This window comes from Micromonospora sp. NBC_00389 (assembly GCF_036059255.1).
Lineage (GTDB): Bacteria > Actinomycetota > Actinomycetes > Mycobacteriales > Micromonosporaceae > Micromonospora.
Genome location: NZ_CP107947.1, coordinates 4205769 through 4232104 on the forward strand (window position 1 = coordinate 4205769; position 26336 = coordinate 4232104).

Genomic DNA, 26336 nt, shown 5'->3' on the forward strand with positions numbered 1-26336 from the left:
TCAGCTGGTCGGCAGGACCGCCTGGCCCTTGCGGTAGTTCTTGCCGCTGCCGTCCGGGGTGTAGTTGTTCTCGACGTTGCCGGCCGAGTCGACCGAGAACCAGTTGATCCGGGTACCGGCCGGGATCGTCAGGGTCTCCCCGCCCTCGCGGATGCCCGCCGAGCCGTAGAGCGTCGACGAGTACGTCGGCGTAGCGCCGTCGAGGGTGTAGAAGACCGAGGCGGGCTCGGAGACGCCGAAGGTCACGTTCACCATGCCCGGTGTCGAGCTGGGGGCGACCGTGAGGGTGCTCTCCGGGCGGGTCCGGTCCTTGGCGAAGTCCCGGGCCACCCGCATCAGCTCGACCAGGCCATTGGAGAACTCCATCGCCTCGGCGTGCGCCTCCTCCCAGTCAGGTTGGAAGGACGTGCCGACCTCGAAGTTCCAGGCGTAGATGCCGTACTTGTACCAGAGCATGTCGCCGGAGTTGCCCGCCGCCGAGTAGAGCACGTCGGAGATCGGGCCCGTTCGGGCCGGGGTGACCGCCATGTTCCGGTGCTGCTTGATGGCGGTCAGGATCCGCGAGGACGCGCCCCAGAAGGCCGACTCCTCGGCCAGCGTCGGCCGCGGCGCCGAGGTCCGGTCCGGCAGGGCGTACGCGCCCGGCGACCACATGAAGTAGTTCCCGGAGGAGTGCAGGTTCATCGAAAACTTGATGTTGGGGCGGGCGGCCAGCCAGTCGACGTTGCGGTTCTCCGGCTCGGAGAGCTCGCTCGGCCCGGCGTAGGTGCCGCTGGTGCAGCTGCTCGACGCGCCCGAGTACCCGTCGAAGAGGCTGTACTCGGTGTAGTTGCGGTTGTTGTCGACGCCCCACGAGTCCCGGCCGAGGAAGTCTGCGGCCCCGGTCGACGGGCAGTGGTTGGTCATGTTCTTGCGCTGGGAGTTGAAGTCGTAGAAGGAGTAGTGGCCGCCGTCCGGGTTGACCGACGGAGCGATCCAGATGTCCAGGTTGTTCAGCAGCTGCTTGGTCTGCCCGTCGTGCGCGTAGTTGCGCAGCAACCGCTCGGCGGTCTCGACGGTGACCAGCGGCGGCACCCACTCCCGCGCGTGCTCCTGCGCGTAGGCGAGCACCCCCGGCTTCGAACCGTCCCGAACCTTGCCGATCCGGATCGCGTACACCGGCTGCGGATCGCGGGAGACGGAGGCCGGCGCACTCAGGTCGTCGGTGAGCAGGGTCCGCGCCGCCGGCGCGACCACGCCGCCGCCCGGGCTGCCGCGATAGGTGTACGCCTTGACCAGCGACCCGGCCACGGCGTTGAGCGCCGCGACGACCTCGGCCGCGGTGCTGGTCACCGCGCCCGCTCCGTCGGTACCGAGGGCCACCCGGATGGCCTTACCGCTCACGGTCACCGCCAGCGCCGCGTTGCCGACGCCCGGGTTCACCAGCTCCACCGAGATGTCGTTGCCACCCTGGTGCCCCCAGGCCAGGGAGTCCACCGCGACCCGGCTGGCGTTGGCGCTGCCGAGGACGGCCTGGGCGTGCCGCCGGTAGCCGTTCGTCTTGTACGGCAGCTCGACGATCTCGGCCAGGTTGGGGAACTCGGCGGCGAGCTGGTGGATCCGCGCGTACAGCTCGGTCGGGGTGAGGTAGCTGGTGACGAAGTCCTTCTGGTAGCCCGGCCCCTCCGGGCTGGTCTCCGGCGTGGGCAGCCACTCCTGCACCTTGACCTCGGCCACGTCCCCGGTGGGGCTGGTGATCCGGATACGGTCCGGCCGGCTGGTCACCGCCGAGGCACCACGGTGGTAGAGGTAGACGCCGGCGTCGACAAAGCGGGAGATGGTCTGCGTGCCGCCGGAGCCGATCGCGGTTCCCGGCCCACTGTCCCGCTCGACGGTGAGCGTGTTGCTGGCTGTCTGGCCCTGCGCCCACTTCGCCTCGATGGAGAGGACCTGGCTGGTCCCGGAGGTGTAGTAGTCCGCGCGGATGATCTTGATGTCGGAGACGTCCGGAGCGGTCGGGTCGGCCGCGGCGGCGGCGAACTCCCGGTTCTCGGCGAGGTGCGCGGCGATGGTCGACTCGCGCTCCTCGACGCGGGCCCGGGCGTCCTCGGGGCGATGCAGCACGTCGCCGAGGGTGAAGCCGGCCGCGGTCAGCCGGGCGGCTTCGCTCGGCGTGAGCACCGCGTGCGCGACCACGCCGTTCTCCGAGCGTTCGACATGGTGGTCGAGGTCCACTCCGGTGGCGACCAGCGCGTCCAGCTCCGCGGTGCCGGCGAGCAGCACCTCCACGACGTTCGCCGGCTCACCGGCGACCGGGCCGGAATCGGCCGGTGCGCCGGCGTCCGGCGCGGTCGCCGAGGCCGGACTGACCAGCAGCACGACGGCCATGGCGGCGGCCAGCGCCGCCGGGACCGGGAGGCGGCGTCGCCACCGCGCGGGTAGGGATTTCGGCATGGTGATGTCTGCCCTTCTGGCTACTCGGCCTGATGGCCGTAGGAGATGGCCGAGGGGCACGCCCGGGGTACGCGGCTCCATCCGTTGGGTCGCGTGCGGTCGTTGCGGCAACCGAGCGCGCGACACGCTGAGAAAGGGAAGGTGACGTCGTCCGGCTCCGTCGCCTCGACAGGACCCGCATCGCCGAAATGCGGGGTGTCGAACGATGGTGACGGAGGTTCTCCGGTGACAGTTGTGGACTGAGGCAATCCTCAGCTGTCACAACGTGAACTGTCAATCCTCTGCTGGGCCCGTTGACTCTCGGGCGGTAGTCCTCACCGAACACGCCGAAGAGGTGGGGTAGGTGGGCAGGTCCCGCGCCAAGCCTTCCTGAGCCCAGAAGGCGTCGACGGACCGCCTGCTGTCTCGGGTCAGTTCACCGCGGAGCGGACGCCGAGGCCGATGAGGACGGTGCCGGTGAGCCGGTCGAGGGTACGGCGCACGCGTGGGGTGCGCAGCAGCCGTGCGGCTGCGCCGGTGACCGCGATCCAGCCGGCCAGCCAGAAGGTGTGCAGCAGGGCGTGTGCGGTAGCGAGCACCAACATGGGGACCAGCACCGGCCCGGACGGGTGGAGGAACTGCGGGGCGAGGGTGAGGTAGACGGCGGCAGCCTTGGGATTGAGCACGTCCGACACGGCTTACCGACCGCGGCAATTCCAAGTTGGTCGTCGGTTGTCGAGTTCTGCAGTTGACCTGCCCGAACGCCAGCAATCGATGATCGCCGCTTGTCACTGATTGTCGTCCGTCCACCGGGGTTTTCGGGGGGTAAACGAGGGGTGCGATCTTGACAAGAACGATACGACCACCCGTCCGATGGTCACGGTCGCTACGGCGTCATCGACAGTACCGAGGCCATGAACGAGTACTTCCGGGAACGCATCGGCCTCATGGTGTTCACCCGTACCTCGGGTGCCAGGGCGTGGGAGCTTGTCCAGTCGTCGGCGATACTCGACCGCAAGCCGGCGCGGACCTCGCGCGGATACGGCACAACGCATGGGTGTCCGCGCGCAGCAACCCACGTCCAAGCCGCCGGGACACTCCTGCTGCTGGCCAGCGGCGGCTGGCTGATCGCCCGTGGTGACATCGGCATCGGCGGCTTCGCCATGGCGTACGGGTACATGTCGCGCCCCGCCAAGGTGCTGTGCGACTGGATGAGCTGGCACCGCGAGGCGGGCGAGGCGACGGAGCGGGTCCGGCGGATCGGCACCCTGCTCCATGAGCCGGAAGACGGTCGCTCAAACCGCTTCTGGTGGATAAATGTTGCCCTCTTGACGAGGCACTTCTGTCGCAGTCTAATTGGTGATCATGTAGGGAGGCCACGCGTGGGAGAGTTCCAGTTCGCCGTTCTGACGTGGCAGGGTTTCCTTATTTTGTCTCGACCGGCGCGTGTAGATCATGGGGCTGAGACGCAACAGGCCGCCCCGGTCCGTTAGAGATATCGACCCATCGGGAAGGAGACGGAGATGAGCATGAGGTCCACGAGTCGGCGGCAGTTCCTGCGGCGACTGGGAGGCACCCTTGCTGCCGGAGTAGGCATCGCGTTTTTTCCGGCTGGGTTCGCCTCGGCATCGTCCAAGACCGGTCCGACATCGACCCCTGGCCATACGGGCGGCGGGCCGGCGTACCCGGAAGACCCCGGCTTTGTCGCCACGGGTCCAGGGGAACTAGATGCCGCTAAAGCCAGTTGGGAAACGCCGGAATATGGTTATTATACCGGCCATAATCCTTCTACTCCTGGCACAGCGGTCAATTCCCCATGGCAGCTCGTCGCGGTAAACGCGTCCACCGCCTACGCCCTAGGGTACTGCGGGCAGGGCGTCACGCTGGGCATGATGGATTCGGGCTACAGGGCTACACACGAAGCATTTCAGACCGGGCTGATCGCTTCGGTGAGAGCGGAGGGTGTCTACGGCACGTCCGGCTTCGGGTATCGTAACGCAGCAACCCCGGCGAACCCGTTTACTGCGGGCGAGCCGTTCACTGTGGCCGGTGATCAGGCGAGAACAAGTGACTACGGGCACGGGACCGGTATGCTTGGGGTTACCTCCGGCATGCGCGATGGTAAAGACCAGCACGGCATCGCCTTTGGATCGAAGATGTATGTTGCCAAGACCGGCGGTTCCGATACCCAGTCCCACGGTCCCTTCCACGATTACGTGTACTGGCATACAGCCAATAAGGCCCTGGTCGACGCAGGCGCCCGGGTCATCAACAGCAGTTGGGGCTCTTATGTCCAGACTATTGACAGAACCCGCTTTGACGGCTTAGGAAACGACCTTGGAGTCAACGGCAACCTCGCCAACGCTTACCAACTGCCTGGCAAAGACAGCGCCAGCGCCACGGCAATGGCGACCATTATCCCCAACGAGTACCTGAAGGATCTGGAGTACCAGTATTTCTTCTTCAAGAAAAGCTATTCGGAAGGCGGCATTCAATACAATCCGAACTACCCCGGACGTTCTTTTATGGACGCCATCTGGGACGCCATCAAGGACAGCGGTACCGTCAACGTAAGGTCGTCCGGCAACAACGACTGGAGCAACCCGTATTTTCGCCCGGCGTATCCCTTCTTCAATTCCTTGGCGGAAAAGCAGTGGATAGCCGTCGGCGGGGTGCAACCGCCCTCTGCGGCCAATCCCGAATACACAAAGCAGTTCGGGTATAACGAGGCGGCGCTCGCCAAATGGTGGACCGTGTCTACCCCTTCAAACAGCGTTCGGACCACGAACAGCGGTGGTGACACTAACTATTCAAACTCAAGCGGCACGTCACCGGCAACGCCCGTTGCGACAGCGGTGATGGGGGTTCTGCTCTCCCGCTATCCGAACATGGACGCCAAGCAGGTGCGTGAGCTGATGTTCACCACGGCGAACAACAAGATGTCCGACGGCGTGAGATTCCTCGGCACCGGGCAAACCTCCCCCTCCGGGGCATCCATCGCCTGGACCGCTCCCGACGGTCTTCCGGACGAACGCTGGGGCTGGGGGATTCCCGATCTGGCCAAGGGCATGTACGGCCCCGGCCAGCTCCTGAGCCCCATGACCTACAACATGGATAAAGCGCCCCTGGACGTCTGGTCGAACGACATCAGCCAGATCGCGATCAAGGAAAGGGAAAGGGAAGATCTGGAGTGGCTGGCGGGCTACAAGGAGCAAGGCATTGCCTACGCCGGTGAATTCAGCCCCAACGTGCTGAACCCGGACGGCACGCTTAACGAACAGGCCTTCATGCTTCAGGGCATTTTGGCTGATCCTTACATCCAAGCTATCACTAACGGCCATCCCGAGTTGTACGACAAGATCACCTATGAGGACGCCGTCAAGTGGCGCAAGGAATGGATGGACGAGCGCGCGGCCTACATTCAGAACAACATCGACAACAACCTCTACACGGCTTCTCTGACCAAGCAAGGCCCCGGGACGCTGATCATGACGGGCGACGACACCTACGAGGGCGGCACGACGGTTGAAGGCGGTGAGCTTTCGATCACCGGCTCGCACGCAAGCTCGATCGACGTCAAGGGCGGCACGCTCGGCGGCAGCGGTTTCGTGGCAGGCAGCATCGATGTCGACAGCGGCGTGCTGCAGCCCGGTCTGTCGTCCGGGGAAGCGGCGTCCGCGGCGTCCATCACCCTCACCGACGTCGCGCCCGGCAACGTCCTGAACGTCGGCGGCGACGTGACCGTCAGCCGAGCGGGTCGCCTCGCCATCACCATCTCCGGCGACCACGACTACACGAGCGTGCGGGCCGCGGGTGACCTGGTGCTGGACGGCGAACTCGCCCTAGACATTCGCGCGCCCCTCACTGCGGGCACGGTACTGACGATCATGCGGGGCGACTCGATCCAGGGCAACTTCCATTCCCTGCCGGAACGGCGGATCCTGAACGCGGGCCACCACATGTTCAGGGTGTCCTACCAGGACGGCGATGTGACGCTGACCGTCGTGCGGACGCTGCCCAGGGCAGGGTCCGGCGGCGTCTAGCCGTACGTGGCCTGGCCAGCCAGGCTCAGGTTCGCCTGAGCCTGGCTGGCCAGGCCTTCGCCCAGGTTCAGCCGCCCCGACCGCCACGGTCGACAAACCTGCCGAACCAGTACAGAACCCGGTCGTAGGCCTGCGCCGCGGCGTTGGCGTTGTGGTTCGGGCCGGTGTCGTTGAAGAACGCGTGGTTCACACCGGGGAAGACGACCATCTCGTGTTCCAACCCGGCGGCCTCGACGTCCAGATGGCGACCGCACATCAGCCTCGCGTACGCCAACACCGACGGTGCCCCGGTCAAGCCCATCGTGTCGGGTGCCAAAACCTGCTTACCGTGGTTGACCAGGCGCGGTGGTCCGCACTGCTGTCCGGCAGGACCATTGCCGTGTCGCTACGCATGCTCTACCTCATGTTCTGCCGCCTCGCCGAATGGCTGACCCTGCTCGCCAAGACCAGTGCCGCGAAGGACATGGAGATCCTCGTCCTGCGTCATGAGAACGCGGTGCTACGCCGGGCCAACCCGAGGCCTCGGTTGGATTGGGCCGACCGGGCCACGCTCAGCGCTCTGATCAGGCTCCTTCCCCGCGCTGTGAGGATGCACCGGCTCGTCACTCCTGCCACGCTCCTGCGTTGGCATCGGCGGCTGGTCGCCCATCACTGGACCTACCCGAACCGGCCGGGACGCCCACCGATTGACGCGGCTATCGTGGCCCTGGTTGAGCAGATGGCCCGGGACAATCCCGGCTGGGGCTACCAGAGAATCCAAGGCGAACTACACGGCCTCGGTCACCGGATCGGCACCTCCACAATCCGTCGTATCCTCAACCGCCTGGGCATACCACCGGCCCCGCAACGCCGCGACGAGATGATGAGTGTGTTCGACGATCTGGCCGGCGGCCTCGTGATCTCCTGCCAGCCGCTGCTGAACGAACCGGACGACCCGATGCGTGACCCGTACGTCCAGGCCCGGGTGGCTGCGGCGGTGGTACGCGGCGGCGCGGTGGCCGTCCGGGTCAACGGCACCGCCGACGTGGCGGCAATCCGCGCCGCCGTCGACGTACCGGTCATCGGGTTGCACAAGCACGGCGTCGACGGGGTGTTCATCACCCCGACGGCGGCGCACGCGCTCGACGTCGCCGCGGCCGGGGCGCACATCGTCGCCGTGGACGCCACCGACCGCCCCCGTCCGGACGGGCGGAGCTTCGCCGACACGGTCCGCGCGCTCCGGGAGCACACCGACGCGCTGGTCCTCGCCGACGTCTCCACCGTCGAGGAGGGCGTGGCCGCCGTGCGGGCCGGTGCGGACGCCGTCGCCACCACCCTCTCCGGCTACACCCCGGCCAGCCCACCGACCGACGGACCGGACCTGACGCTGGTGGCCCGGCTGGCCGGCGCGCTGGCGGTGCCGGTGATCGCCGAGGGGCGGTACCGCGACGCCGAACAGATCGGGCAGGCGTTCGCCGCCGGCGCCCACTCGGTGGTGATGGGCAACGCGGTCACCTCGCCGCTGTGGATCACCCGTCGCCTGGTACCGGCCACCCCGGCGGCAGCCGGTTCACCTGACGCCGCCGCCGGACCGTGACCGGGTGCGGGCCGGTGCTCCTGTGGTGGCGCCGGGCACGATGGTGCAGGGCAGGCTGCGCCGGAGCGCGTCGGCGGGCAGCAGGGTGGGGCTGACCAGCTGTTCGAAGAGGAGCCGCACCGCCGCCGCGCCCATCTGCTCGCGAGGAATCCGAAACCCGGTCCAGTCGATGTCGTCCGGGCTGCCGTCCTCGACGTCACCGAGCTGTGCCAGCGACAGATCGCCGGGTACGGACATCCCCCGGGCCAGCGCCGCCGCCCGGATGTCCGGGGCCAACCCGGACGGCCAGACCACCGCCGCAGTGAGCCCGGTTTCGCCGATCAGGTCGAGCGCCTCGCCGCCGGTCAGCCCGGTCCCGTTCAGCACGACCGGACGGCTCCCGGCGGCCCGTACCGCCTGGTGGTAGCCCTGCGCGCGGTCCACCGACGGCTCGTCCCGGCGGAGGTCACCGACGAATCCGACCCGTTCGTGGCCGAGGGCGAACAATCGCTCGACCACCTCCCGGGTGGCGGTCACGTAGTCGGCTCCGACGTACGGCACGGTGCCGGCGTCGGACTCCCGACGACCGATGAAGGCGAAGGGGAAGTCGCGGCTGAGCAGGTCAGCCAGGTCGCGCTTGTCGTCGTGCCGGCCGAGCAGGACGCAACCGTCGGCGATACCGAGCCGACGGGAGCCGGCACCGAGCAGGCGCCGCCCCTCCCGCGACGGGGTGCTGGTGAAGAAGAGCAGGTCGCATCCGAGCTCCTCGGTCTGCGCCTCGACCCCGACCAGGAATGGGTGGTAGAAGTCCCGGCTGTCGCGCGGGAAGACCGGCTCGTAGGTGAAGACGCCGATGATCCGGGTCCGTCCCCCGGCCAGGCGTTGGGCGGCCGGGTTCGCGACGTACCCGGTCATCCGGATGGCGTCGAGCACCCGCCGACGGGTCTGCTCACCGGCCCGTCGGCGGCCCGTGTCGCCCCCGTTGAGGATCAGGGACACGGTCGCCTGGCTGACCCCGGCAACCCGGGCCACATCGGCCTGGGTGGCCCGTCCGTTGGCGCCTGGCATCGTCGTCACCTCCGTGTCCCCGCCGGTGGCCGGGGCCCGCTCCCGGGCCGTCGCCCCGGCTGGTCATGCGCATGACCACACGATCGCGCACGGCAACGTCTCGGGAGCGGGTTGGCGTGAATGGTCGGCCCATCAGCCGCATTTTGTCAATGTTACGCGGCGGTTTCAGATTCTGGCGGACCGGCTATTGACACCTGGAGGCTGCGGAAACATTCTGGTTATGCGCATGACCACATGGTCGCCGACCGGTCCCACCAGGGCAGGAAAGGCGTACCAGATGATCCAAGCTCCACCCCGGCAGGCAGCCGGCCGCCGACCCTTACCGGGCCGGGCATGGGTCGGCATGCTTGCCGGTTCCCTCCTCCTGGCCACCACGGCGATGGCGCCGGCAGTCGTCTCCCAATCGGCGACAGCCGCCACCGAGCCGGCCACCTCGACCTCGGTCTACCAAAGCATGCCGGCCGACCCGACCGCCGTCGTCCTCGGCAGCGCACAGTTCCCGGTGCACGGCGACGGAATCGGTGACGACACGGCCTCGGTGCAGGCCGCCATCGACGAAGCGTCCCGCCGAGGCGGCAGGAACTGGCTGGGCAACATCGTCGGCGGGGCACGCGACGTCACCGTCGGGGACGGCGGTGGTGTGGTCTTCGTGCCGGAAGGGCGTTACCGCCTCTCCCGGCAGGTGGACCTGCACGCCTCGGTACGCCTGGTCGGGTTCGGTGCCGAGCGGCCCGAGTTCGTCCTCGGCGAATCCACCCCCGGCTTCCAGGACGGCAACCAGTCCTTCCTCTTCGCCGCACTGCGCCGGCCGTTCCAGCCGGACACGCCCCGCAGCTTCGGCAACAACGACACCTTCGGCACCGGCCTGATCAACCTGGACATCCGGATCGCGCCCGGCAACCCCGCCGCAGTGGCCGTACGCTTCAGCGGCGCGCAGATGTTCGTCCTGCAGGACCTCGACATCCACGTGGGTACGGGCTACGCCGGGATCGACCACAACGCCAACCTGATCCAGCGGGTCAACGTGCACGGCGGCACGGTCGGCATGCTGGCCTTCGCCGCCTCGCCCGGCTGGCAGACCACCCTGCTGGACACCACCTTCACCGGCCAGCGCGAGGCGGCCATCAAGCTGCACACGGACAGCAAGCTCAGTCTGATCCGCAACCGCATCGCCGACTCGCCGACCGGCATCGTCGCCACCCCCGACCAGACCCAGCGCCTCTACGTGCAGGACTCGGTCTTCCAGAACATCAGCGGGTCGGCGATCACCCTCAACGACAGCGAATCCGTCCCGGGTGGCGGCGAGCCGGAACTCGTCCGCGCCCAGAACCAGCTCAACGTGGTCGACACCGGAGTCACCGGGACCGGCGCGCTGCTGACCACCGTGCCCAGCGGGCGTACCTGGGCCGGACCCGGCGCGTCCTATCTGGTGCGGGACGCCACGCTCGGGCTTCGGGTCGACGACGCGCTGGGCGCCGCCGAGCGGCGCAGCGACGGCGTCCTGGTCTCGGCGACACCGGCCGCACCGGCGAGCTTCGCCCGGCTCCTGCGCTCCGACGCGCCCCTGCCACCGACCACCGGCGGTTGGGTCAACGTGGTCGATTACGCCGCCGCCAGGGGCGTCACGGTCGGCACCGGCACCAGCGACGACTACGCCATCTTCCAGCAGGCCATCGACGAGCACGACACCGTGTACGTGCCGATGGGGCAGTACCTGATCGGGAACACCCTGCGGCTCCGGCCACAGAGCAACCTGATCGGCCTGCATCCCCGGCAGACCTGGCTGAAGCTGCCGGACAGTGCCGCCGGATTCACCGACCCGGACCAGCCGAAGGCGATGATCCAGACCCCCCTCGGCGGGAGGAACCAGGTGACCGGCCTCGGCCTGGACTCCGCGCAGCAGACCGCGGGCTCGGTGCACGTGCACTGGCGCTCCGGCGCGCAGAGCTACCTCGCCGACATCGCCACGCAGTTCGTGAAGTGGCATCCGGAGCGGACCGAGCCCGGCGATCCCGGCGCCGGTGACCCCGGTTACCAGTACCGCGGCAGGCACAAGTACAGCTTCTGGGTGCAGGGCGGTGGCGGCACCTTCGCCAACATCTGGAGCGTCGCCGGCTGGGCCGACAACGGCTTCCTGGTCGAGGACACCTCGGTGCGCGGCCAGATGTACGAGGTCTCCGTCGAGCACCACGAGCACCGCGAGGTCGTGCTGCGCCGGGTCCGCAACTGGGAACTGCACGCGCTCCAGACCGAGGACCACATCTACGGCTGGCGCTCCCAGGCCGTCGAACTGGACGACGTGCACGATGTCCTGTTCGGCAACACGGTCTTCTTCCGGGTGGCCACGGTGCAGGGCCCGTACCCGTACGCGGTGGGGCTGCGCAACAGCACCGGGATCGTGATCCGGGGCACCCGGGGCTACCGGCCGGACAACGTGGTCAACACCCGGTGGGGCGCCACCATCGCCGACGTGGCGACCGGCCGGACCGTACCCGAGATCGAGGTGGCGTACCTGGGGGTCGGGGTGACCGGTACGACGCCCACCCCGGCCGGCGCCCACATCGCGCTGGACACGCCGGAGATCCGGGTCCTGCCCGGCCGGTCCGGCAGCACCGTGCTGCGGGTACGCAACGACGGCCCCGGCCCGGTCACCGGCCTGGCGGTCGACGCCGAGGCGCCGGCCGGCTGGCAGGCGCAGGCGCGCCCGGAGGCCACGAGACTGCCCGTGGGCGCGACCACGCCGGTCGCGGTCAGCGTGCGGGTCCCCACCGACGCGGTGACCGACGGCACGGTCCGGTTGACCGTCTCGTTCACCCGGGGCGGTGAGCGGCAGGAGATTCCGCAGACCCTGCGGGTGCGCGTGACCGGGGAGAACCTCGCCCGGGGCGCCGCCGTGCAGGCCAGTTCGGTCCTCTCCGGCAACGTCGCGGGCAACGCGGTGGACGGCAACCGGACCGGAGCCCGCTGGATCTCTGGCTCAGTGGACCCGGCGCCGACGCTCACCCTGGATCTCGGTGGGCCGGCGGACCTCCAACGGCTCGACCTCTACAGCGGAGTGGCCGGCTCGGAGAGCCTGCGGGTGCGGGCCTTCCGGGTGGAGGCCCTGGTCGACGGGGCCTGGACGACCATCGGGTCCGCCGGGGCGAACACCGCCAGCCCGGCCCAGGTCGACCTCAGCGGCGCGCCGGCCGGGATCCGGCAGGTCCGCCTCGTGTTCACCGAACCCAGCCCGACCGACGGGTTGGCCCGAGTCTTCGAGGTGGAGATCCATGGCATCCGCTGAACCGTGGCGAACCAGCCGGGTAAGCCGGCGCGCGATCGGCCGGGGTCTGCTGGCCGCCGCGGCGGGATCGACGCTGTTACCGGCGCTTCCGGCCACCGCCGGCGCGACCGACCCGACCACCGGCGGAACCGCAGCAGGCACCGACCCGATCGGCGTCGGTCCGACTACGGTCGATCAGTCGGAGGTGGTTCCGGCGGCGTCGCTCGTCCCGGCTGCCGGGGCCCTCTTCGGCGCCTTCGTCAAGCACGATCCGGACCGCGACCCGGGGATCTCCGAACCGGAGGCGCTGGAGTCGGTGACCCATGAGCTGCTCGGCATCGACCACTCCTTCCAGCACTGGGACCAGACGTTCCGCACCGACCGGCTCACCGACGACATCGCCCGAGGGCGTACCCCGCTGCTCTCCTGGGGCGCCGGCCCGCAGAGCGTGCTGGCCGCGACCGCGCAGGGCGTCAACGATGAACTGGTTCGGCAACAGGCGGGATGGCTGCGGGCCCTGCGGCAGCCGGTGCTGCTGCGCTTCACCTGGGAGATGGACCTGCCGCAGCGCGGCTACACCCCGGCGACCTTCAAGGAGGCGTGGCGCCGGGTCCGGACGATCTTCCGGGAGGAACGCGCCGACAACGTCGCGTTCGTCTTCTGCCCGACCTGGCTGGCCTTCAGGACCGGGCGGGTCTCGTCCTTCTGGCCCGGCGACTCGATGGTCGACTGGGTCGGCGCCGACGGGTACGCCCGCCCGAGCAACGATCACGCACCGCTGACCGAGCTGTTCCCCTGGTTCTACGACTTCGGGATCCGGCACGACAAGCCGATGATCCTCGCCGAGGTCGGCGTCAACGACACCGCACCCGGGGTGCAGGCTGACTGGCTGCGCCAGGCCCGGACGGACCTGCGGACGACGTTCCCACTGGTACGGGCGATGGTGTACTTCGATTCCAGGGGCAGTGGCGAGACCGACTGGGTCCTGCCGGGCAATCCCCGTACGGAGGCCGCACTGCGCCAGCTGGTGCACGACCCGTACTTCCTGCCGCGCCCGGGCGCCCGCCGGTAACCGGTGCGGTCCCGTCGGGGCGGGCCGGTGCCGACGAACGGTCGACGCCGGACCGCCCCGGGGCTCAGCAGACGGGTCCGGGGCAGCAGAGGGTCAGCGCGCCGGGCACCACCCGCACCTTGAGCCGGGTGGTGCCGCCGCGGCGCCGCCGTCCAGCTCGTACGTGCGCGGCGCGGCGAGCCGGACCTTGATCTTGCGGCCCCGGGTGATCCGTACGAACGGCGACTCCTCGGTGCGGCCGGCGGCCATCCGGCCGAGGGTGCGCGTCCAGTCCACCGCGCCGTCGGCGGTGGACACGCCGATCTCCAGGCAGCCGTCGTCGGGACGGGAGTCGTCGAACGCCCGGATGCCGCCGGTGATCGTGCCCACGTTGCCGAAGAGCACGCAGCTCGCCTCGCCGTCGAACCAGTCCGCGCCGTCGACCGTGATCCGGGTGCGGACGAGTTCGCCGCGCACAGGCCGGGGCACTGGCCCGCGCCTCGGTACGCCGGTCCGGGTGCACCAGCAGCATGTCGATGCGGCGGTCCTGCTGGCGGCCGCCGGTGCGGCGGTGACCTCGGTCAGGATCGCCCACCGGCCGGTGAAGTGCTGGTAGAGGGCCCCGGCAGTCGTGCAGCTTCTGCCCGACGGGTGCGGGTGAGAAGCGGCGGCAACCGACAAGCCGTGCAGGTCAACGGCCGCCATCGAGGCCAGCCGACAACGGGCTTGATCTTTGCAAGGCCGGTGCCGTGCCCGATTGGGCGGTCGGCGGGAGCCAGCTGCGGTCAGGTTCGGTGCAGGGGACCACGGCGGGTAGCGCAGGCCAAGTCTGGTGATGGACCCGCGATGCGGCAGCGTATCGACACTTCCTAAACCGGGGCTGCCGTCGCCAGGTTCCGACATCTGGGGACCACACGTGGTGCGCGATGCTAAGCGGTGCGCCGTCGGGAGCACGCCTTGATCATGGGCATAGCGTGTTTGACGTGCATGGGCGTGTGGCGAATCGTCCTGGGGGTCAAGGGGTCGTCGGTTCGAATCCGGCCGTCCCGACAGACAAAAAGCCCTGACCAGCGGAAACGCTGGTCAGGGCTTTAAGTTTGTCTATGGGGTTTTGAACCGCCCCCCGAAAACCCCCCATTTACCGGGGTCGGCAACCAGGTTTGTCATCCATGCGCATCGTTGGGCAAGGCGGGTGCGGGACGTTGCCACCTCCCGTGGTCGGTGCCGAGTCGCTCGAGGATTGTCAAGCCCCGGGTTTGATGGAGACGGGATTATCTGGTTTTCGGGGTTGCGTTGACCGGACGGGTCATCGTGTGTAGGGCTCCGTACTCGGCGGGCGGGACGTGCCCGAGCTCGCCGTGTAAGCGTCGGTTGTTGTACCAGTCGATGTACTCGACGGCCGCGATCTCCAGGTCGTCGATCCCACGCCAGGGGCCCTTGTTGCGCACGAGTTCGGCCTTGAACAGAGAGTTGAACGCCTCGGCCATCGCGTTGTCGTACGAGTCGCCGACCGAGCCGACCGACGCGACGGCGCCAGCCTCGGCCAGCCGCTGCGTGTAGCGAATCGCCCGATATTGGATACCCCTGTCGGAGTGGTGGACCAAGCCGGCCAGGTCGGCGCGCCGGGCCATCCGTCATGAGAAGGACAGCTCCGCAGGGACCGCTGGATGGGTGAGGAGCAGCGCTCAGCGGGCTCCGTCGTCACCTCGTCGGCGCTGCCGTCTGCGGTCATCGCGCTCCTGACCCACCCGGTACGCGCGCGCCAGACCGGGCAACCGGTCACCCGCTCGTCGCCTTCATGTGCCGCTCCGCCGCGAGGATCCAACCGTTCGTCGCAAATGCATTGCCGATTATGAATATCGACAGCTAGGCATGAGCCACGCCGTTCCGGCGGACCCGACCTACCCGACCTGCTGGAGGTCCGAGTCATGCCCCATCCACACCGTCCCCAACGGACGCGCAACGCGCGCCGTGCCGCCACCGCTGCAGCCAGCCTCCTCCTGTCCACCGTCGCCGTGATCTTCGGCCAACCACCCGGCGCCAGCGCCAGCCCCGCGCCCACCGCCGACACGCCGATCGACGGCACGTCGTGTGCCGCCAACGTCGACGGCATGGCCGACTTCACCCCCGTCCTCGGCCTGGACCTGCCCGAGCGGGCCAGCTGGCTCAACCAGACCCCGCCGTACACGTTTGACCGCACGGCAGACGTCGCCGCCGGCTTTGACCGCGTCGGGTACTGCCTCGAGCTGACCACCCCGGCCGGTCCGCAGTGGGTGTGGACAGCCATGACACCGTTCACCACCGACGCGCGCCGGCTCGGCCTGCCGACCCGCAGCGGGGAGATCACCCGACAGCGGGTCAACGACCTGGAGGTCGCCTCCAACGTCCCCGGCGTCACCACCGGCACCGACCTGGCCGGCTACGTGGAGATGTGGCCCCACACGTACAGCACTGGCGGCTCCCGGCAGATCTCCGGTGCCTCGCCGAGCGCCTACGACGCCGACGACACCGTGAACTCGTCCGGCGGGTACGGGTCGTTCCAGGTGCACCAGGTCGGCGCCACCCGCCCGTCCCCGGCGGCGCCCCGCACCGTCTTCGCGGTTAACACCTTCACCTCGACCGGCGCGCCGCTCTCGCTCGGCATCGGCTCCGCACCCACCGGGCACCCGGACTGGACCTTCGCCGGGAACGCCGGCACCTTCACCCAGCGCCGGCTGACCGTGTACGCCCGACCCTCCGTGCTCACCCTTGACCAGCGCCCACGGGACCGCCAGCTCTACCCGCGGGACGCCTCGAACACCGCCACCGTGCCGGTCTCCGGGATGATCAGCGATCCACGGGTCAAGGCGGTACAGCTGAAGGTGACCAGCGGCGCCGACGAGTGGACGTACACCTCGCCGGTCACCGACCGGCGGGACTTCTCCTTCAGCCCGCGCATCGATGCCGCCCTGCGCGAATACCGGTTCGAGCTGCGCGCGCTCGGCTCCGGCGTGACCCGCCGGGCCGGCCTGTGGGAGGGCGTCCTGGCGGGCGACGTCTACGTCATCCAGGGCCAGTCCAACGCGGTCGCCGCCGTGTACCGGGGCTCGTCCGCAGGGGAGGAGTCACCGTTCATCCGCAGCTACGGCTCACCCACCGCGGACCCCGTCCTGTCTACGGCGGAACGCAGCTGGAACTACGCCGGCAGCGAGGTCACCAACCAGCCCGGTTCCATCGGCCAGTGGGGCATCCGCATGACCCGCCGGATCGTGGACACCTACGGCGTGCCGGTAGCCGTCGTCAACGGCGGCCACGGCGGCCAACCGATCTCGTTCTTCCAGCGCAACGACGCCAACCCCGACGCCGTCACCACCAACTACGGCCGGCTGCGGCAACGGCTGGACGCCGCCGGGGTACGGGCCGACGTGCGCGGGCTGCTCTGGTACCAGGGCGAGTCCGACAGCGACAACGCCGCCGTCCACGTCACCGGGTTCACCGCGCTGCTGACCGACTGGCGCAGCGACATCGGCACCGGCATCGCCGACGGCACCCGGTACTTCGTCTACCAGGTCCGCACCTCCCCCTGCAGCAACAGCACCACCGGCGCACTGCGGGAGGCGCAGCGGCAGATGGGCGACACGCACGGCGTGACCCTGCTCTCCACCAACGGCCTGTCCGGCCACGACGGGTGCCACTACGCCTGGGAGCAGGGCTACCGCGAGATGGGCGACCACACGTTCGCCGTCGTGGCCCGCGACCTCTACCACGGCCCGAGCGAGGGCGTGGCACCACCCAACCCGAGCGCCGCGACGTTCTCCAACCCGGAACGCACCGAGGTGACCGTGCACCTGCGCAGCGACGACCCGCTCACCGTCGACCCCGGCGTCGCCGCCGACTTCCGGGTCAACGGCAGCACGGCCACCGTCACCGGCGTCGAGTACCGGGCGGGCGGCCGGCTCGTGCTGACCCTCTCCGCGCCAGCCGACGGGGCGACCGGCGTGAGCTACCTCAGCCACCTGCGCGCCGGCCCGTGGATCGTCAACGCGACGGGCAGCGGCCTGCTCACCTTCCACAACCTGCCACTCACCTAACCGGCAGCCGATCGGATGGAACGGCGCGAGCCACCGGGTGGTGGTCCGCGCCGTTCCTCCTACGACCGGCCGGAAGACCGAAGGGATGCGCCGAGGGTGGTCGACTCGAGGTAGCCGGGGTCGAGCCCCTGCAGATACGCGGCGTAGGAGAGCACTTGGGCAACCACCGCGCGTCGCGCCTCAGGGTTCCCGGCGAGCTTGACCTCGACGACGACAAGCCGGCCTGAAGACTCCACGGCCACGATGTCAGCGCGGCCAGTACCGAGCTGTACCTCCGTGCCGAGTACGGTCAGGCCCGGTGCCCCGGACAGTGGAAGCATCTGCGGGCCTTCAGCGACCAGGTCGTGCAAGGCCTGCTCCGCCGGGTACTGACTTGCCGCAAGTGGCTGCCAGTTGCCGGTCGCGTCGGAGCCCCAGATGGCGGTCACGCGGGGCCGTTAGCACCTACGCCGGCAGGCAGAATGCCCGCCGGCTCCGTCAGCCTCAAGCTCGAACGGTGCTGCTTAGGCGTGGAAGCGGGCGATGACGGGGGCGTGGTCGGGGACGGTGGCGGGGCGTCGGGTTCGGTGGATGCGGTGATCGAGCCGATGTCATCGACGAGGCTGTCGACGCTGGCGAGTCGTAGCCGCAGGTCGCGGGAGACGAGGATGTGGTCGATGAGTTCGCCTCGTCCTTGGTAGATGCGTGAGTATGCCCGTCCGGGAGGTAGGAGCGGGGCGAGGTTGTACAGCCGGACGGGGTCGCCCTTGTCGGGCCGGTCGATGTCTCCGTCGTCGGGGCCGGCGAGCAGGGTGGTGGTGACGGCGTCGGGCCCGTCGTTGAGGTCCCCGCAGACGACGGTGGGTGTTCCGGGTTCGCCGCTGGTGGCGGAGGCGGTCATGACCTTGTTGAGCTGCACGCGGACGGCGACGGCTTCGGCGGCGCGCCGCAGCAGGGCGTATCCGGCGCCCCGGGCGCGTTCGTCTTCGTACTTCGGGTACCGGCGGCCGTTGGGGTAGGTCAGCAGCTTTGACTTGAGGTGGCAGGTGAGCAGCCCCAGGCCGCCGCCGACGTCGACGTGGACTAAGTAGCCGAACGGAGCGCGGTCAGTGTGTTTGGGTTTCCCAGACCGGCTGCTGGGGCTCGTCGTTGTGCACGATGATGTTGGCGTGATCGGTCGGGCGGACCGTGGCGAAGTAGAGCTGTTGGGAGGGGATGTAACGCTCGCGCCAGCGCCGTTCGACGTCGGCCCGAGTTAACACCCGGCGCTCTCGGATCACGGCACGATCCACAGTCTTGTCGAGGGCGGTCGACACGAAGATGCGCAGGTCCCACCGATCAATCAGTTCCGGGCGCATGAGGAAGACGCCGTCGAAGATCAGCACGGCGTCGGCGGGGGCAGTCATGACCGGCGGCGACAGCGCAGTATCCGCGGTGCGGTCGTAGACCGCGTGTTGGAAGCGTCGATCTCCGCTTGGGCCGAGCGGATCGAGCAGAACCCGGTTCAGCGCGTCGTAGTCGTGGGCGTCGAAGTAGCAGCCTTCGGCCGAGTACTCGCCGCGCGGATAGCGCTGTGCCCGTGGGAAGAGGAAATCGTCGATCGTCGCGCGGATGACGTCGCGACCCTGTATGCGCAAGGCGACGGCCAGTTCGTCGGCGAGCGTCGTCTTGCCTGCGGCGGGCGGTCCGTCGATGGCAACCCGCGTCGGATGTGGGACTGTGACGGCCCCGACTGCCTCAGCCAGGCGGCCGAGCAACTCGTCGCGGCTGCCTTGGTCCATGTCCTGCTCCGTCCTAGTCTCGCGAAGGTCGCCATGTCGAGCCGACCTTATGCGCGCCAGGTTCTTCGCGCGCGCCACTGTCCGAGTGAGCGAGATTGCCGCATGTGGAAGTGGCTGCGGTCGCGGCGCACAAGGACTGTCATGCCGGCGCTGGTCGCCCGGCATAACGTGACCGGTCATGTTGTGAGGCGCGGTTGTCGCCTCGCGATCATGTCAAGCGTCGTCCGAGGCCACGACGTCAAGCATCACCCGGCACAGGACACCGCCGAATTGTTCTCTCGACGTATCAAAGGCGGCCCGCAAGCGGGCCGCGCCGGCCCGGCCGGCCACGCTTCGGAAGACCAAGGCCCCGAAGACCTCGGGGCTCCGCCCCGAACCTCGGCCCTCCTCAGAGATTCGCTCTCATCGACCTAGGAACCGCGGGATGGCGTCACGAATCTTCCGGTACGGGTCACGAGGCCTAGGGTCAGGGTCAGAGAACGGGGGCCAGCAAGGAGTTCGGCCAGCACCGAATCACCTGGTCAGCAGGCCCTGCTAGCGTCAGCCGCACACAGGCCGCCCACCGGATCATGTCCTCGGATGTCTCCGGCCGGCGTTCGTGGTCGCGGGCCAGCCGGCGGTGGCCCATCAGCCAGCCCATACTCCTCCCGACCACCCACCGCCTGGGGTGGACAGCGAATCCCTTCTGATCAGCGGGTTCCCGGACGATGTCCAACGTCAGGTTCAGCATCGCGGCGGCCCAGCCGACGAGCCGGCCGGCGAAGCCCTGGTCGGCGAACACGTGCCGCATCGGGGTGGCCGCCACTGCGGCGAGCAGCGCGCCCTTGGCACCGTCGCGGTCCTGCCAGGACGCGGCCAGGATCCAGACCGTGACCAGCAGCCCGAGGGTGTCGGTGACGATGAACCGATTCCGGCCGTTGACCCGCTTCCCCTCGAACACGCCCGCGGCGTCGTCGGCCCCTGAGCCGGCCGGTTGCGACACCAGGGACGGGTCGACGGCGCCGGACCGGGACCGGGTGACGAGAAATGCGCCGCACCGACGCGATCACGTCCGGGCCCTGACCCGCTAGGGTGTGGAAACAGCGTTTCCATTCGTGCCACAATAGGGCAGAGGGGTCAACGTGCAGCGCAGCCAGGAAGACACCGCCGCCGCGCCGGAGGCCGGCGAGCAGACCACCACGTTCGGCCCACTCCGGCTCTCACCGGGCACGACCCGGACCAACATCAGCGGGTACTACTGGCTGGCGCTGACGTCGATCATGACGTTCACGTTCATCCCGGCCGCGCAGACCGCGCTACTCACCTCCATCCTGGGCGTGCCCAAGGGTGAGCAGGGTTCGATCGTGGGCACCGCTGGGCTGATCAGCGAGATCGTCCTGATCGCGGCGGTCGGCCTGGCCGGCGCCTGGTCCGACCGCCTCGGACGGCGCCCGATCGTGGTCGGCGGCTACATCCTGCTCGGCCTCGGCGTCGGCATGGCACCGTTCCTCGGCTCGGTCCTGCCCTACTACCTGGCCCGGGGTGTCGCCGCCGTCGGCATGGCGATGGTCACCGTGATGCTCACGGCCGTGGTCGCCGACTACGTCCGGGACACCACCCGCGGCAGGGCCAACGGCATCCTCGGCTTCTGCAACGGTCTCGGCGCGCTCGTCACGTTCTTCGTGCTGATCAAACTGCCCGACATCTTCGAGGGCATCGGGATGGACGCGACCGCCGCGCTGCGGGCGACCTACCTCATCGTCGGCGGGCTGGCCCTGCTCACCGCGATCCTGATGCGGCTCACCCTCCGGGGCGGCCTGGCGACAACGCACTCCGAGCACACCCCGATCCCCAGGCTGCTGCGCGAGGGCGTCGCCGAGATCCGGCGCCCCGGGGTCTCCTTCGCTTACCTCAGCGCCTTCGTCGCCCGGGCCGACCTGGCGCTCGTCGGCGCCTACCTCACCCTCTGGGCACAGCAGTACGGCACCCAGCACCTCGGGCTCAGCGAGGCCGAGGCGCTGGCCAAGGCAGGTCTGTTGCTGGGAGTGGCCAACGGCGTCGCGCTGATCGGGGCACCGGCCATCGGCATCATCGCCGACCGGCTGTCCCGCACCGACGCGGTGCTGATCTCCCTGGGGACCGCCGCCCTCGGCTACACCGCCACGATCTTCGTCGGAGACCCGTTCAGCCCGCTCGGCTACGCCGTCGCCGCGCTGATCGGGCTCGGCCAGGTCAGCGCCGTCATCTCCAGTCAGGTGCTGATCGCCGAACAGGCTCCCAGCCGTACCCGGGGCTCGGTCATCGGAACGTTCGCGCTCAGCGGCGGCATCGGCATCATGATCGCGTTCGCCGCCGGTGGCACCCTGTACGACAACTGGCGCCCCGCCGGCCCGTTCGTCCTGTTCGGCATCCTGGCCGGGCTGGCCTGCCTGTACGGCCTGGCCGTCCGATCGAGGATCCCCAACCACCCGGTGGAATGAAAGTCCCAGCGGTGGGTGTCAAATTCGTGACTTGTGGTACTACGGCAATGGGACACGAAGCTGTGCCGCAACTCGCGGGGAGTCCAGTCGCGCGGGTCAAGGCCCGCTTTGGCGACGACGGGTCGGAAGGCTCGAAGCACGTTGTGCCGATCAAGGGCCGTGCCGGCGGCAGATGCGAAGACGAGGCGATCAGTGGCAGGCTGGCCCTGGCCATCCCTATGGGTGGTCAGCGCGGTGACGCACCGGGCCGGCAGAGCCAGGGTGCGACGCGACTTCTTGGTCTTGGTGTCACCGTCGGAACGGATCGAACGCCAGACCTGAATGGATGGCGGCACCGGGGGATCGTTGTCCGGCCTGCCGCTGAGGTTGACGTATTCCCAGGTGAGAGCGCGCAGCTCCTCGGTGCGAGCGCCGGTCAGCAGTGACAGCACGATGTAGGCGTGCAACGAGCTGCCCTCGGCAGCGATCAAAAGCGCCTTGGCGTGGTCAAGCGTCAGCGACTTCGATGGACGGCCGCCGCGACCTGTGGGCACTTCGCAGAGTGCCACAACGGGATCGCGCAGCTACTAGCTGCCGCCGGCGAGGATGTCGACGATGTCCCAACCACTCTCGCCGCCCGAGCTCGGCTACTGGACACCGGCGGCAGCCGCAAGACCGACGCCGCGGACGCCGCCAGCGTCGCGCACGCCGCCATACAACACAAGCGGCTGCGCCACGTCGTCGCCGAGAACGACCACACCCGACTGCGGCTGCTATCCGAACGCCGCGACGACCTGGCCCGCGAACGCGTCCGGCTACTCAACCGGCTCCACGTGCTGCTGCGTGACCTGATCCCCGGCGGCGCGGCGCTGGACCTCACCGCCATGATCCAGGTGGAGCGATGATCGATGTTGATGGGAAGTGACCGCACCGTGGATGGGAGCGAGCCGTCAGTACACGGCAGCGGATGCGAGGAGGGCGGCAGTGGACAACGCGAGTAGGCCGTCGGAACCGCGGTAGGCGGCGGTGAGCCGGTCGTACTGATGCCGGATGCGGCCGATCGTGCTCGGCGACTGGCATTCCATGAGCAGCCCGGGGGTACCGATGCCGTTGGCAGGTCCGCTCCACCAGTCCTCAGGGTCGGTGCGGTGCGTCCAGGTAAGGGTGTCGCAGCGCACGTCGGTGAGCCCCACGTGGCGCAGAAGGCTGGACAGCCCTTCGGCGGTGCGGGGGAAGTCCTTGTCCGCCGCCAGCTTGGGCATGGTGGTGGGGCGCTCAACATCGGCGGCGTCGAAGATCTGACCCCATAGCTGTTGTGCGGGTGGTGCGGGGTAGGGCCAGATCGTCACAGCGATGCGGCCGCCGGAGCGCACAACGCGTTGAAGCTCGGTGAGGGCGGCCGCTGGGTCTCCGACATGGTTGATGACGAAGTTGGCCACCGCTGCGTCAAAGCATCCGTCGGTGAACGGCAGATCCGGAAGGACTGCGTGACGGACTTCGGCGGCGGGGACGTGGCGGCGTGCTAGGTCGAGCATGCCGGGTTCGGCATCGACGGCCACGACCGCGGCGCCGCGGGAGCACGCCAGGGCGGCGACGGTTCCCGGACCGGTTCCCGCGTCCAGCAGCCGGATGCCGGCTTCGACACCGGCGGCATCCAGCAGCACCTCTGCCGGATAGGTGCATAACGTGGCGAAACTACCGTGATATGCCGCTGCGCGTCCTGACCACCGCGACCGCTCGTGCGCGTCGAAGCCTGTCGTCATCACTGGTCCCCGCCCTTCGCCACCAAGCTTGATCGACAAAGCTAGCGGATCGTGATGTGAGGCGTGATCAGGTGTCGTTGCGTTCGGCTCGAGCGCGGGTCCGGGCCAGGTGGTAGGAGTCGGCGCCGCACGCCGAGCGTCGTGGAGCGCAGCCGACTGGCGGGTGGCGACGCGCGCACGTGCCGAATTGAGCATGTCCACCGTGGTCGAAGGCCAACCACAATCCGACTCGCCCGCCGCCCGCGAGCACTAGGCCATCAGTTCGGGGCGCATGCCGCTGGTGGCGGTCGTGCCAAGTTGGGTGTGCCCGAGAATTCGAGCCTCCCTCTAGTGAGGGAGATGAGTCCCCTCAGGATGGGAGGCGCCATGGCGCCCGAGGGGACGATCTTGATGATATGAGAGTTCACGGCAGCCCTCGTTGGGCGTACGGCACGTTCGCGTGGCTGATCTTTTTCGTCGTGTCCCACGTGGTAGCGGTGTTCCTCCCCGGTAACGATCCGACCGGCGACGGACCTTGGGGCCTAAGGGCGTACGTAATCTTCAACATCACTCTCATCCTCATGTCGGCCGTCGGGGCGGCTGTCGTTGTAGCCACCGTCCGGCCATGGGGACGACGCGTCCCTCGGTGGGTGCTCCTCACGCCGCTGTGGTTTGGCAGCGCGCTACTCGTCGTCCGAGGGGTTCCCGGGATGGTCGAAAACCTGCTGATGGCTACAGGCATCCGCCGAGGCGGCTTTGTGGGGGCGGAAGACATCTCCACGGCTGAGCTGTGGGCCGGCCTTGGGATCAACACCTATTTCTTTATTGGCGCGGTGCTGCTCGCCGTGACGACGGTCTCCTACTTCCGCCGATCACGGGGAGACAATCACCGCTGATTGCCACACCTCCCACAGCCAGGTCATCCTCAACTGCCGCAGATCGAGCGGGTGAGGTGCGCGGCTGGATCGCCGGGCGTCGTCGGCTCGTACGGGGCGCTGTTGATTGTCAGAGGCCCGTGGTCGTGGACGACGCTCGCCGTACGCGGCGCGGCGCGTGCACGTGGAGTCTCACACATGCCGGCCCGGCGTCGAGATCGTCCTGAGCCTCGAGGTCCTGCCCCTGACGGTCCGCCGGGCTGCCTGCGCGCCGGCAGCCCAGCGAGTCGGGCCGGCCGACGGGCAGAGGCTGCGGCCACGGCGCAGCGGTTAGCCTGCCGTTATGGCGAGCGCCGAGCTGGATGAGTTGATCGTCGCGGACGCCGAGGCGCTGCGCGCGTGGTTGTCGGCCAACCACGCCACGTCGCCCGGCGTCTGGCTGGCCCTGACCAAGAAGGGCGGCATAGTCACCACGCTGACCTGGCAGCAGGCGGTCGACGAGGCCCTGTGTTTCGGCTGGATCGACGGGCAGACCCGGAAGCGGGATCAGGAGACCTCTTGGATCCGGTTCACCCCTCGTAGACCCCGCAGTTCCTGGTCACAACGCAATGTCGCCCACGTGGCCCGGCTGGAAGCACAGGGGCGAATGCTGCCCCCAGGCCGCGTCGCGGTAGAAGCCGCGAAGGCGGACGGGCGGTGGGCGACGGCCTACGCCCCGCCGTCGGAAGCCGAGGTGCCGGCCGACCTACTCGCCGCCATCGCCGCCGTCCCGGCCGCCCAGGCCATGTTCGACGTACTCACCAAAACCAACCGGTTCGCTCTCATCTACCGCGTCAATGCCGTCAAACGGGCGCAGACCCGCGAGCGAAAGATCGGCGAGTTCGTCGCCATGCTGTCCCGCCACGAGACGATCTACCCGCAAAAGGCCAAGCCTCCGAACTCGCCGTAATCGGCATCTTCATGATCATGTGCACCCATCTGGCACCCCTCTGTGTCAAGAGGCGGCGAGGAGCGGTGCTCCAGGCTGGGGTTCGGCGGGTCCGGGAAGTGACTGTTCCGAAGTGTCGATCATGGGGATCGGGTCGGCCCCGCTGGATTGAAGAGTCGTCCCCACGTGTCCTCCCGGGCCCGTCCCAGCCTTGTTAGCGTCTTTGATCATTTGCTTGTAGACGACGTCGGACAGTCGGCGCTTGAGTGCGCGCATGGCCTCCATCGGCGTTTTGCCCGCGGGGATGTTCGTACTCATCGGCCTCAAGACGCTGATGTAGACCGGCGAATCACTGGGTTACTCCCCGTTCCGGGACGCCTGAGGCACGAGAAAAACGGCGCAGGGGGCTGCCGCCTCAACCTTCCGATGGCGTCAGCCCCGGTGTCCGCGTCAGCTTGCCAATTGGGAACGAAGGAGCTCCTTCGCTCGCTGGGCCCGGTCCCGGTCATTCGACTGCACGTCCTTGAAGAACTGCGCAGCCGCCGGATCACCACTACGTTGAGCATCGTCGATGTACTGCTGTAGCGTGTCGGCTTCCTGCAAGGTGTGGTACAAGAGGCTGATCACGTTGTAGTGGACGTCATGAGTTGCAGTGGCGCTAGCGGTCATCGTCTGCTCCCTTCAACTGTCGCTTGTCTGTGCCGCGGTTACCCGCCATGTGCGCCTTGAAAAGTCCCAGGACATTCGCAACGGCGCTATGGAGCCTCGACCCCAATGGTGACTACGAAGGCCATGCACCACGTGTCGTCCCGCAATGGAGGAAACCCCCCGAGATCGTCTCCGGCCGTACGGCTTGAGCTTGTCCGCGCCGACGGCGGCCTCCGATCACTCCGGCACCGGCAGGCTCCCGCCGCCGAGTGAGGTGTTCCGTCCGATCCCAACGCAGCGGGACGACTGACCCGAACGGGCCGGGTAGCGTCCTAATCGTGCTCGAGTGGGCCGGCGACCGGCTCGGGTTGGCGTGGTGAGCGCCGCCGTCGGTCTGCTGGTGTTGGCCGCGGTGCTCGGCTTCGCGGTAGCCCCGCCGCGCGGGCTGCCGGAAGCGGTGGCCCCGACGCCGGGCCGCTGGTCG

General features: G+C 68.7%; 21 protein-coding genes and 2 pseudogenes. 10 read left to right on the forward strand and 13 right to left on the reverse strand.

What is annotated here, in order from left to right; translation table 11 throughout:
• Together OG470_RS19965 and OG470_RS19970 are read right to left on the reverse strand one after the other, a co-directional pair.
• Positions 1-2433: a M14 family metallopeptidase gene (locus tag OG470_RS19965; protein ID WP_328414377.1), complete on the reverse strand. Its 2433-nt coding sequence runs from the start codon at positions 2431-2433 to the stop codon at positions 1-3.
• Positions 2434-2843: 410 nt separating this feature from the next.
• The gene (locus OG470_RS19970) at positions 2844-3098 is read right to left on the reverse strand and encodes a LysE family translocator (protein ID WP_328414379.1); all 255 of its coding nucleotides are present in this window, start codon (positions 3096-3098) and stop codon (positions 2844-2846) included.
• A gap of 228 nt (positions 3099-3326) precedes the next feature.
• On the opposite strand from OG470_RS19970, the gene OG470_RS19975 reads away from it, so the two are divergent.
• A complete protein-coding gene (locus tag OG470_RS19975; protein WP_328414381.1) occupies positions 3327-3905 on the forward strand; it encodes a hypothetical protein in 579 nt (192 codons plus the stop codon).
• Positions 3906-3935: 30 nt separating this feature from the next.
• Positions 3936-6455: a S8 family serine peptidase gene (locus OG470_RS19980; RefSeq protein WP_328414383.1), complete on the forward strand. Its 2520-nt coding sequence runs from the start codon at positions 3936-3938 to the stop codon at positions 6453-6455.
• 67 nt (positions 6456-6522) lie between these two features.
• On the opposite strand, the gene OG470_RS19985 is transcribed toward OG470_RS19980, so the two are convergent.
• Positions 6523-6750: a dienelactone hydrolase family protein gene (locus OG470_RS19985; RefSeq protein ID WP_328414385.1), complete on the reverse strand. Its 228-nt coding sequence runs from the start codon at positions 6748-6750 to the stop codon at positions 6523-6525.
• 33 nt (positions 6751-6783) lie between these two features.
• Here OG470_RS19985 and OG470_RS19990 point away from each other — a divergent pair, with 33 nt between their 5' ends.
• Complete coding sequence (locus OG470_RS19990) at positions 6784-8031, forward strand: putative N-acetylmannosamine-6-phosphate 2-epimerase (RefSeq protein WP_328414386.1); 1248 nt, start codon at positions 6784-6786, stop codon at positions 8029-8031.
• On the opposite strand, the gene OG470_RS19995 is transcribed toward OG470_RS19990, so the two are convergent.
• The gene (locus OG470_RS19995) at positions 8005-9078 is read right to left on the reverse strand and encodes a LacI family DNA-binding transcriptional regulator (protein ID WP_328414388.1); all 1074 of its coding nucleotides are present in this window, start codon (positions 9076-9078) and stop codon (positions 8005-8007) included. The genes OG470_RS19990 and OG470_RS19995 overlap by 27 nt on opposite strands.
• A gap of 343 nt (positions 9079-9421) precedes the next feature.
• Here OG470_RS19995 and OG470_RS20000 point away from each other — a divergent pair, with 343 nt between their 5' ends.
• Complete coding sequence (locus tag OG470_RS20000; RefSeq protein WP_328414390.1) at positions 9422-12361, forward strand: glycosyl hydrolase family 28-related protein; 2940 nt, start codon at positions 9422-9424, stop codon at positions 12359-12361.
• Positions 12348-13412 carry a glycoside hydrolase family 26 protein gene (locus OG470_RS20005; RefSeq protein WP_328414391.1) on the forward strand — a complete coding sequence of 355 codons (1065 nt, stop codon included), beginning with the start codon at positions 12348-12350 and terminating at the stop codon, positions 13410-13412. The genes OG470_RS20000 and OG470_RS20005 overlap by 14 nt, the downstream gene beginning before the upstream one ends.
• Before the next feature lie 93 nt (positions 13413-13505).
• Here the strand turns inward: OG470_RS20005 and OG470_RS20010 are convergent, their stop codons facing one another.
• Together OG470_RS20010 and OG470_RS20015 are read right to left on the reverse strand one after the other, a co-directional pair.
• Positions 13506-13880 carry a diacylglycerol/lipid kinase family protein gene (locus OG470_RS20010; protein ID WP_328414393.1) on the reverse strand — a complete coding sequence of 125 codons (375 nt, stop codon included), beginning with the start codon at positions 13878-13880 and terminating at the stop codon, positions 13506-13508.
• Between the two features lie 782 nt (positions 13881-14662).
• A pseudogene (locus tag OG470_RS20015) lies at positions 14663-14998 on the reverse strand (integrase core domain-containing protein); the annotation flags it as partial.
• A 321-nt stretch (positions 14999-15319) separates the two neighbouring features.
• Here OG470_RS20015 and OG470_RS20020 point away from each other — a divergent pair.
• Positions 15320-17461, forward strand: coding sequence for a sialate O-acetylesterase (locus OG470_RS20020; protein ID WP_328414395.1), 2142 nt, complete (start codon positions 15320-15322; stop codon positions 17459-17461).
• Positions 17462-17520: 59 nt separating this feature from the next.
• Here OG470_RS20020 and OG470_RS20025 read toward each other — a convergent pair whose 3' ends face one another.
• The 4 genes from OG470_RS20025 to OG470_RS20040 all read right to left on the reverse strand — a co-directional run bounded on the left by OG470_RS20025 (position 17521) and on the right by OG470_RS20040 (position 20161).
• Positions 17521-17889 carry a hypothetical protein gene (locus OG470_RS20025; RefSeq protein ID WP_328414397.1) on the reverse strand — a complete coding sequence of 123 codons (369 nt, stop codon included), beginning with the start codon at positions 17887-17889 and terminating at the stop codon, positions 17521-17523.
• Positions 17886-18359, reverse strand: a complete 474-nt coding sequence (locus OG470_RS20030) for an endonuclease/exonuclease/phosphatase family protein (RefSeq protein WP_328414399.1) — start codon at positions 18357-18359, stop codon at positions 17886-17888. The genes OG470_RS20025 and OG470_RS20030 overlap by 4 nt, the downstream gene beginning before the upstream one ends.
• Positions 18360-18546: 187 nt before the next feature.
• A complete protein-coding gene (locus tag OG470_RS20035) occupies positions 18547-19221 on the reverse strand; it encodes a cytidylate kinase family protein (RefSeq protein WP_328414401.1) in 675 nt (224 codons plus the stop codon).
• Positions 19222-19693: 472 nt separating this feature from the next.
• On the reverse strand, positions 19694-20161 hold the full coding sequence (locus OG470_RS20040; protein ID WP_328414403.1) for a transposase: 468 nt from the start codon (positions 20159-20161) through the stop codon (positions 19694-19696).
• 181 nt (positions 20162-20342) lie between these two features.
• Between OG470_RS20040 and OG470_RS20045 the strand changes: the two genes are divergently transcribed.
• Complete coding sequence (locus tag OG470_RS20045; protein WP_328414405.1) at positions 20343-21680, forward strand: MFS transporter; 1338 nt, start codon at positions 20343-20345, stop codon at positions 21678-21680.
• 50 nt (positions 21681-21730) lie between these two features.
• Here OG470_RS20045 and OG470_RS20050 read toward each other — a convergent pair.
• Positions 21731-22231 (reverse strand): annotated as a pseudogene (locus OG470_RS20050) (site-specific integrase); the annotation flags it as partial.
• Here OG470_RS20050 and OG470_RS20055 point away from each other — a divergent pair.
• Complete coding sequence (locus OG470_RS20055; RefSeq protein ID WP_328426485.1) at positions 22163-22564, forward strand: IS110 family transposase; 402 nt, start codon at positions 22163-22165, stop codon at positions 22562-22564. The pseudogene OG470_RS20050 and the gene OG470_RS20055 sit on opposite strands and share 69 nt — an antisense overlap.
• Before the next feature lie 45 nt (positions 22565-22609).
• Here OG470_RS20055 and OG470_RS20060 read toward each other — a convergent pair whose 3' ends face one another.
• Entirely contained in the window at positions 22610-23323 is a 714-nt protein-coding gene (locus tag OG470_RS20060; RefSeq protein WP_328414407.1) for a class I SAM-dependent methyltransferase, read from the reverse strand.
• A gap of 788 nt (positions 23324-24111) precedes the next feature.
• On the opposite strand from OG470_RS20060, the gene OG470_RS20065 reads away from it, so the two are divergent.
• A complete protein-coding gene (locus tag OG470_RS20065) occupies positions 24112-24297 on the forward strand; it encodes a hypothetical protein (RefSeq protein ID WP_328414409.1) in 186 nt (61 codons plus the stop codon).
• A gap of 322 nt (positions 24298-24619) precedes the next feature.
• Positions 24620-25225, forward strand: a complete 606-nt coding sequence (locus OG470_RS20070; protein ID WP_328414411.1) for a YdeI/OmpD-associated family protein — start codon at positions 24620-24622, stop codon at positions 25223-25225.
• A 429-nt stretch (positions 25226-25654) separates the two neighbouring features.
• Here the strand turns inward: OG470_RS20070 and OG470_RS20075 are convergent, their stop codons facing one another.
• Positions 25655-25873: a hypothetical protein gene (locus OG470_RS20075; RefSeq protein WP_328414413.1), complete on the reverse strand. Its 219-nt coding sequence runs from the start codon at positions 25871-25873 to the stop codon at positions 25655-25657.
• Between the last annotated feature and the right edge of the window lie 463 nt (positions 25874-26336).

Excerpts from the sequence above, each read along its gene's own strand:
- OG470_RS20005 (WP_328414391.1), top strand. The coding sequence starts at position 12,348 with ATGGCATCCGCTGAACCGTGGCGAACCAGCCGGGTAAGCCGGCGCGCG.
- OG470_RS19975 (WP_328414381.1), top strand. The coding sequence starts at position 3,327 with ATGAACGAGTACTTCCGGGAACGCATCGGCCTCATGGTGTTCACCCGT.
- OG470_RS20075 (WP_328414413.1), bottom strand. The coding sequence starts at position 25,873 with ATGACCGCTAGCGCCACTGCAACTCATGACGTCCACTACAACGTGATC.
- OG470_RS19965 (WP_328414377.1), bottom strand. The coding sequence starts at position 2,433 with ATGCCGAAATCCCTACCCGCGCGGTGGCGACGCCGCCTCCCGGTCCCG.
- OG470_RS19980 (WP_328414383.1), top strand. The coding sequence starts at position 3,936 with ATGAGCATGAGGTCCACGAGTCGGCGGCAGTTCCTGCGGCGACTGGGA.
- OG470_RS20020 (WP_328414395.1), top strand. The coding sequence starts at position 15,320 with ATGCCCCATCCACACCGTCCCCAACGGACGCGCAACGCGCGCCGTGCC.
- OG470_RS19995 (WP_328414388.1), bottom strand. The coding sequence starts at position 9,078 with ATGCCAGGCGCCAACGGACGGGCCACCCAGGCCGATGTGGCCCGGGTT.
- OG470_RS20065 (WP_328414409.1), top strand. The coding sequence starts at position 24,112 with ATGGTCGAAAACCTGCTGATGGCTACAGGCATCCGCCGAGGCGGCTTT.
- OG470_RS20035 (WP_328414401.1), bottom strand. The coding sequence starts at position 19,221 with ATGGACCAAGGCAGCCGCGACGAGTTGCTCGGCCGCCTGGCTGAGGCA.
- OG470_RS20000 (WP_328414390.1), top strand. The coding sequence starts at position 9,422 with ATGCTTGCCGGTTCCCTCCTCCTGGCCACCACGGCGATGGCGCCGGCA.
- OG470_RS20070 (WP_328414411.1), top strand. The coding sequence starts at position 24,620 with ATGGCGAGCGCCGAGCTGGATGAGTTGATCGTCGCGGACGCCGAGGCG.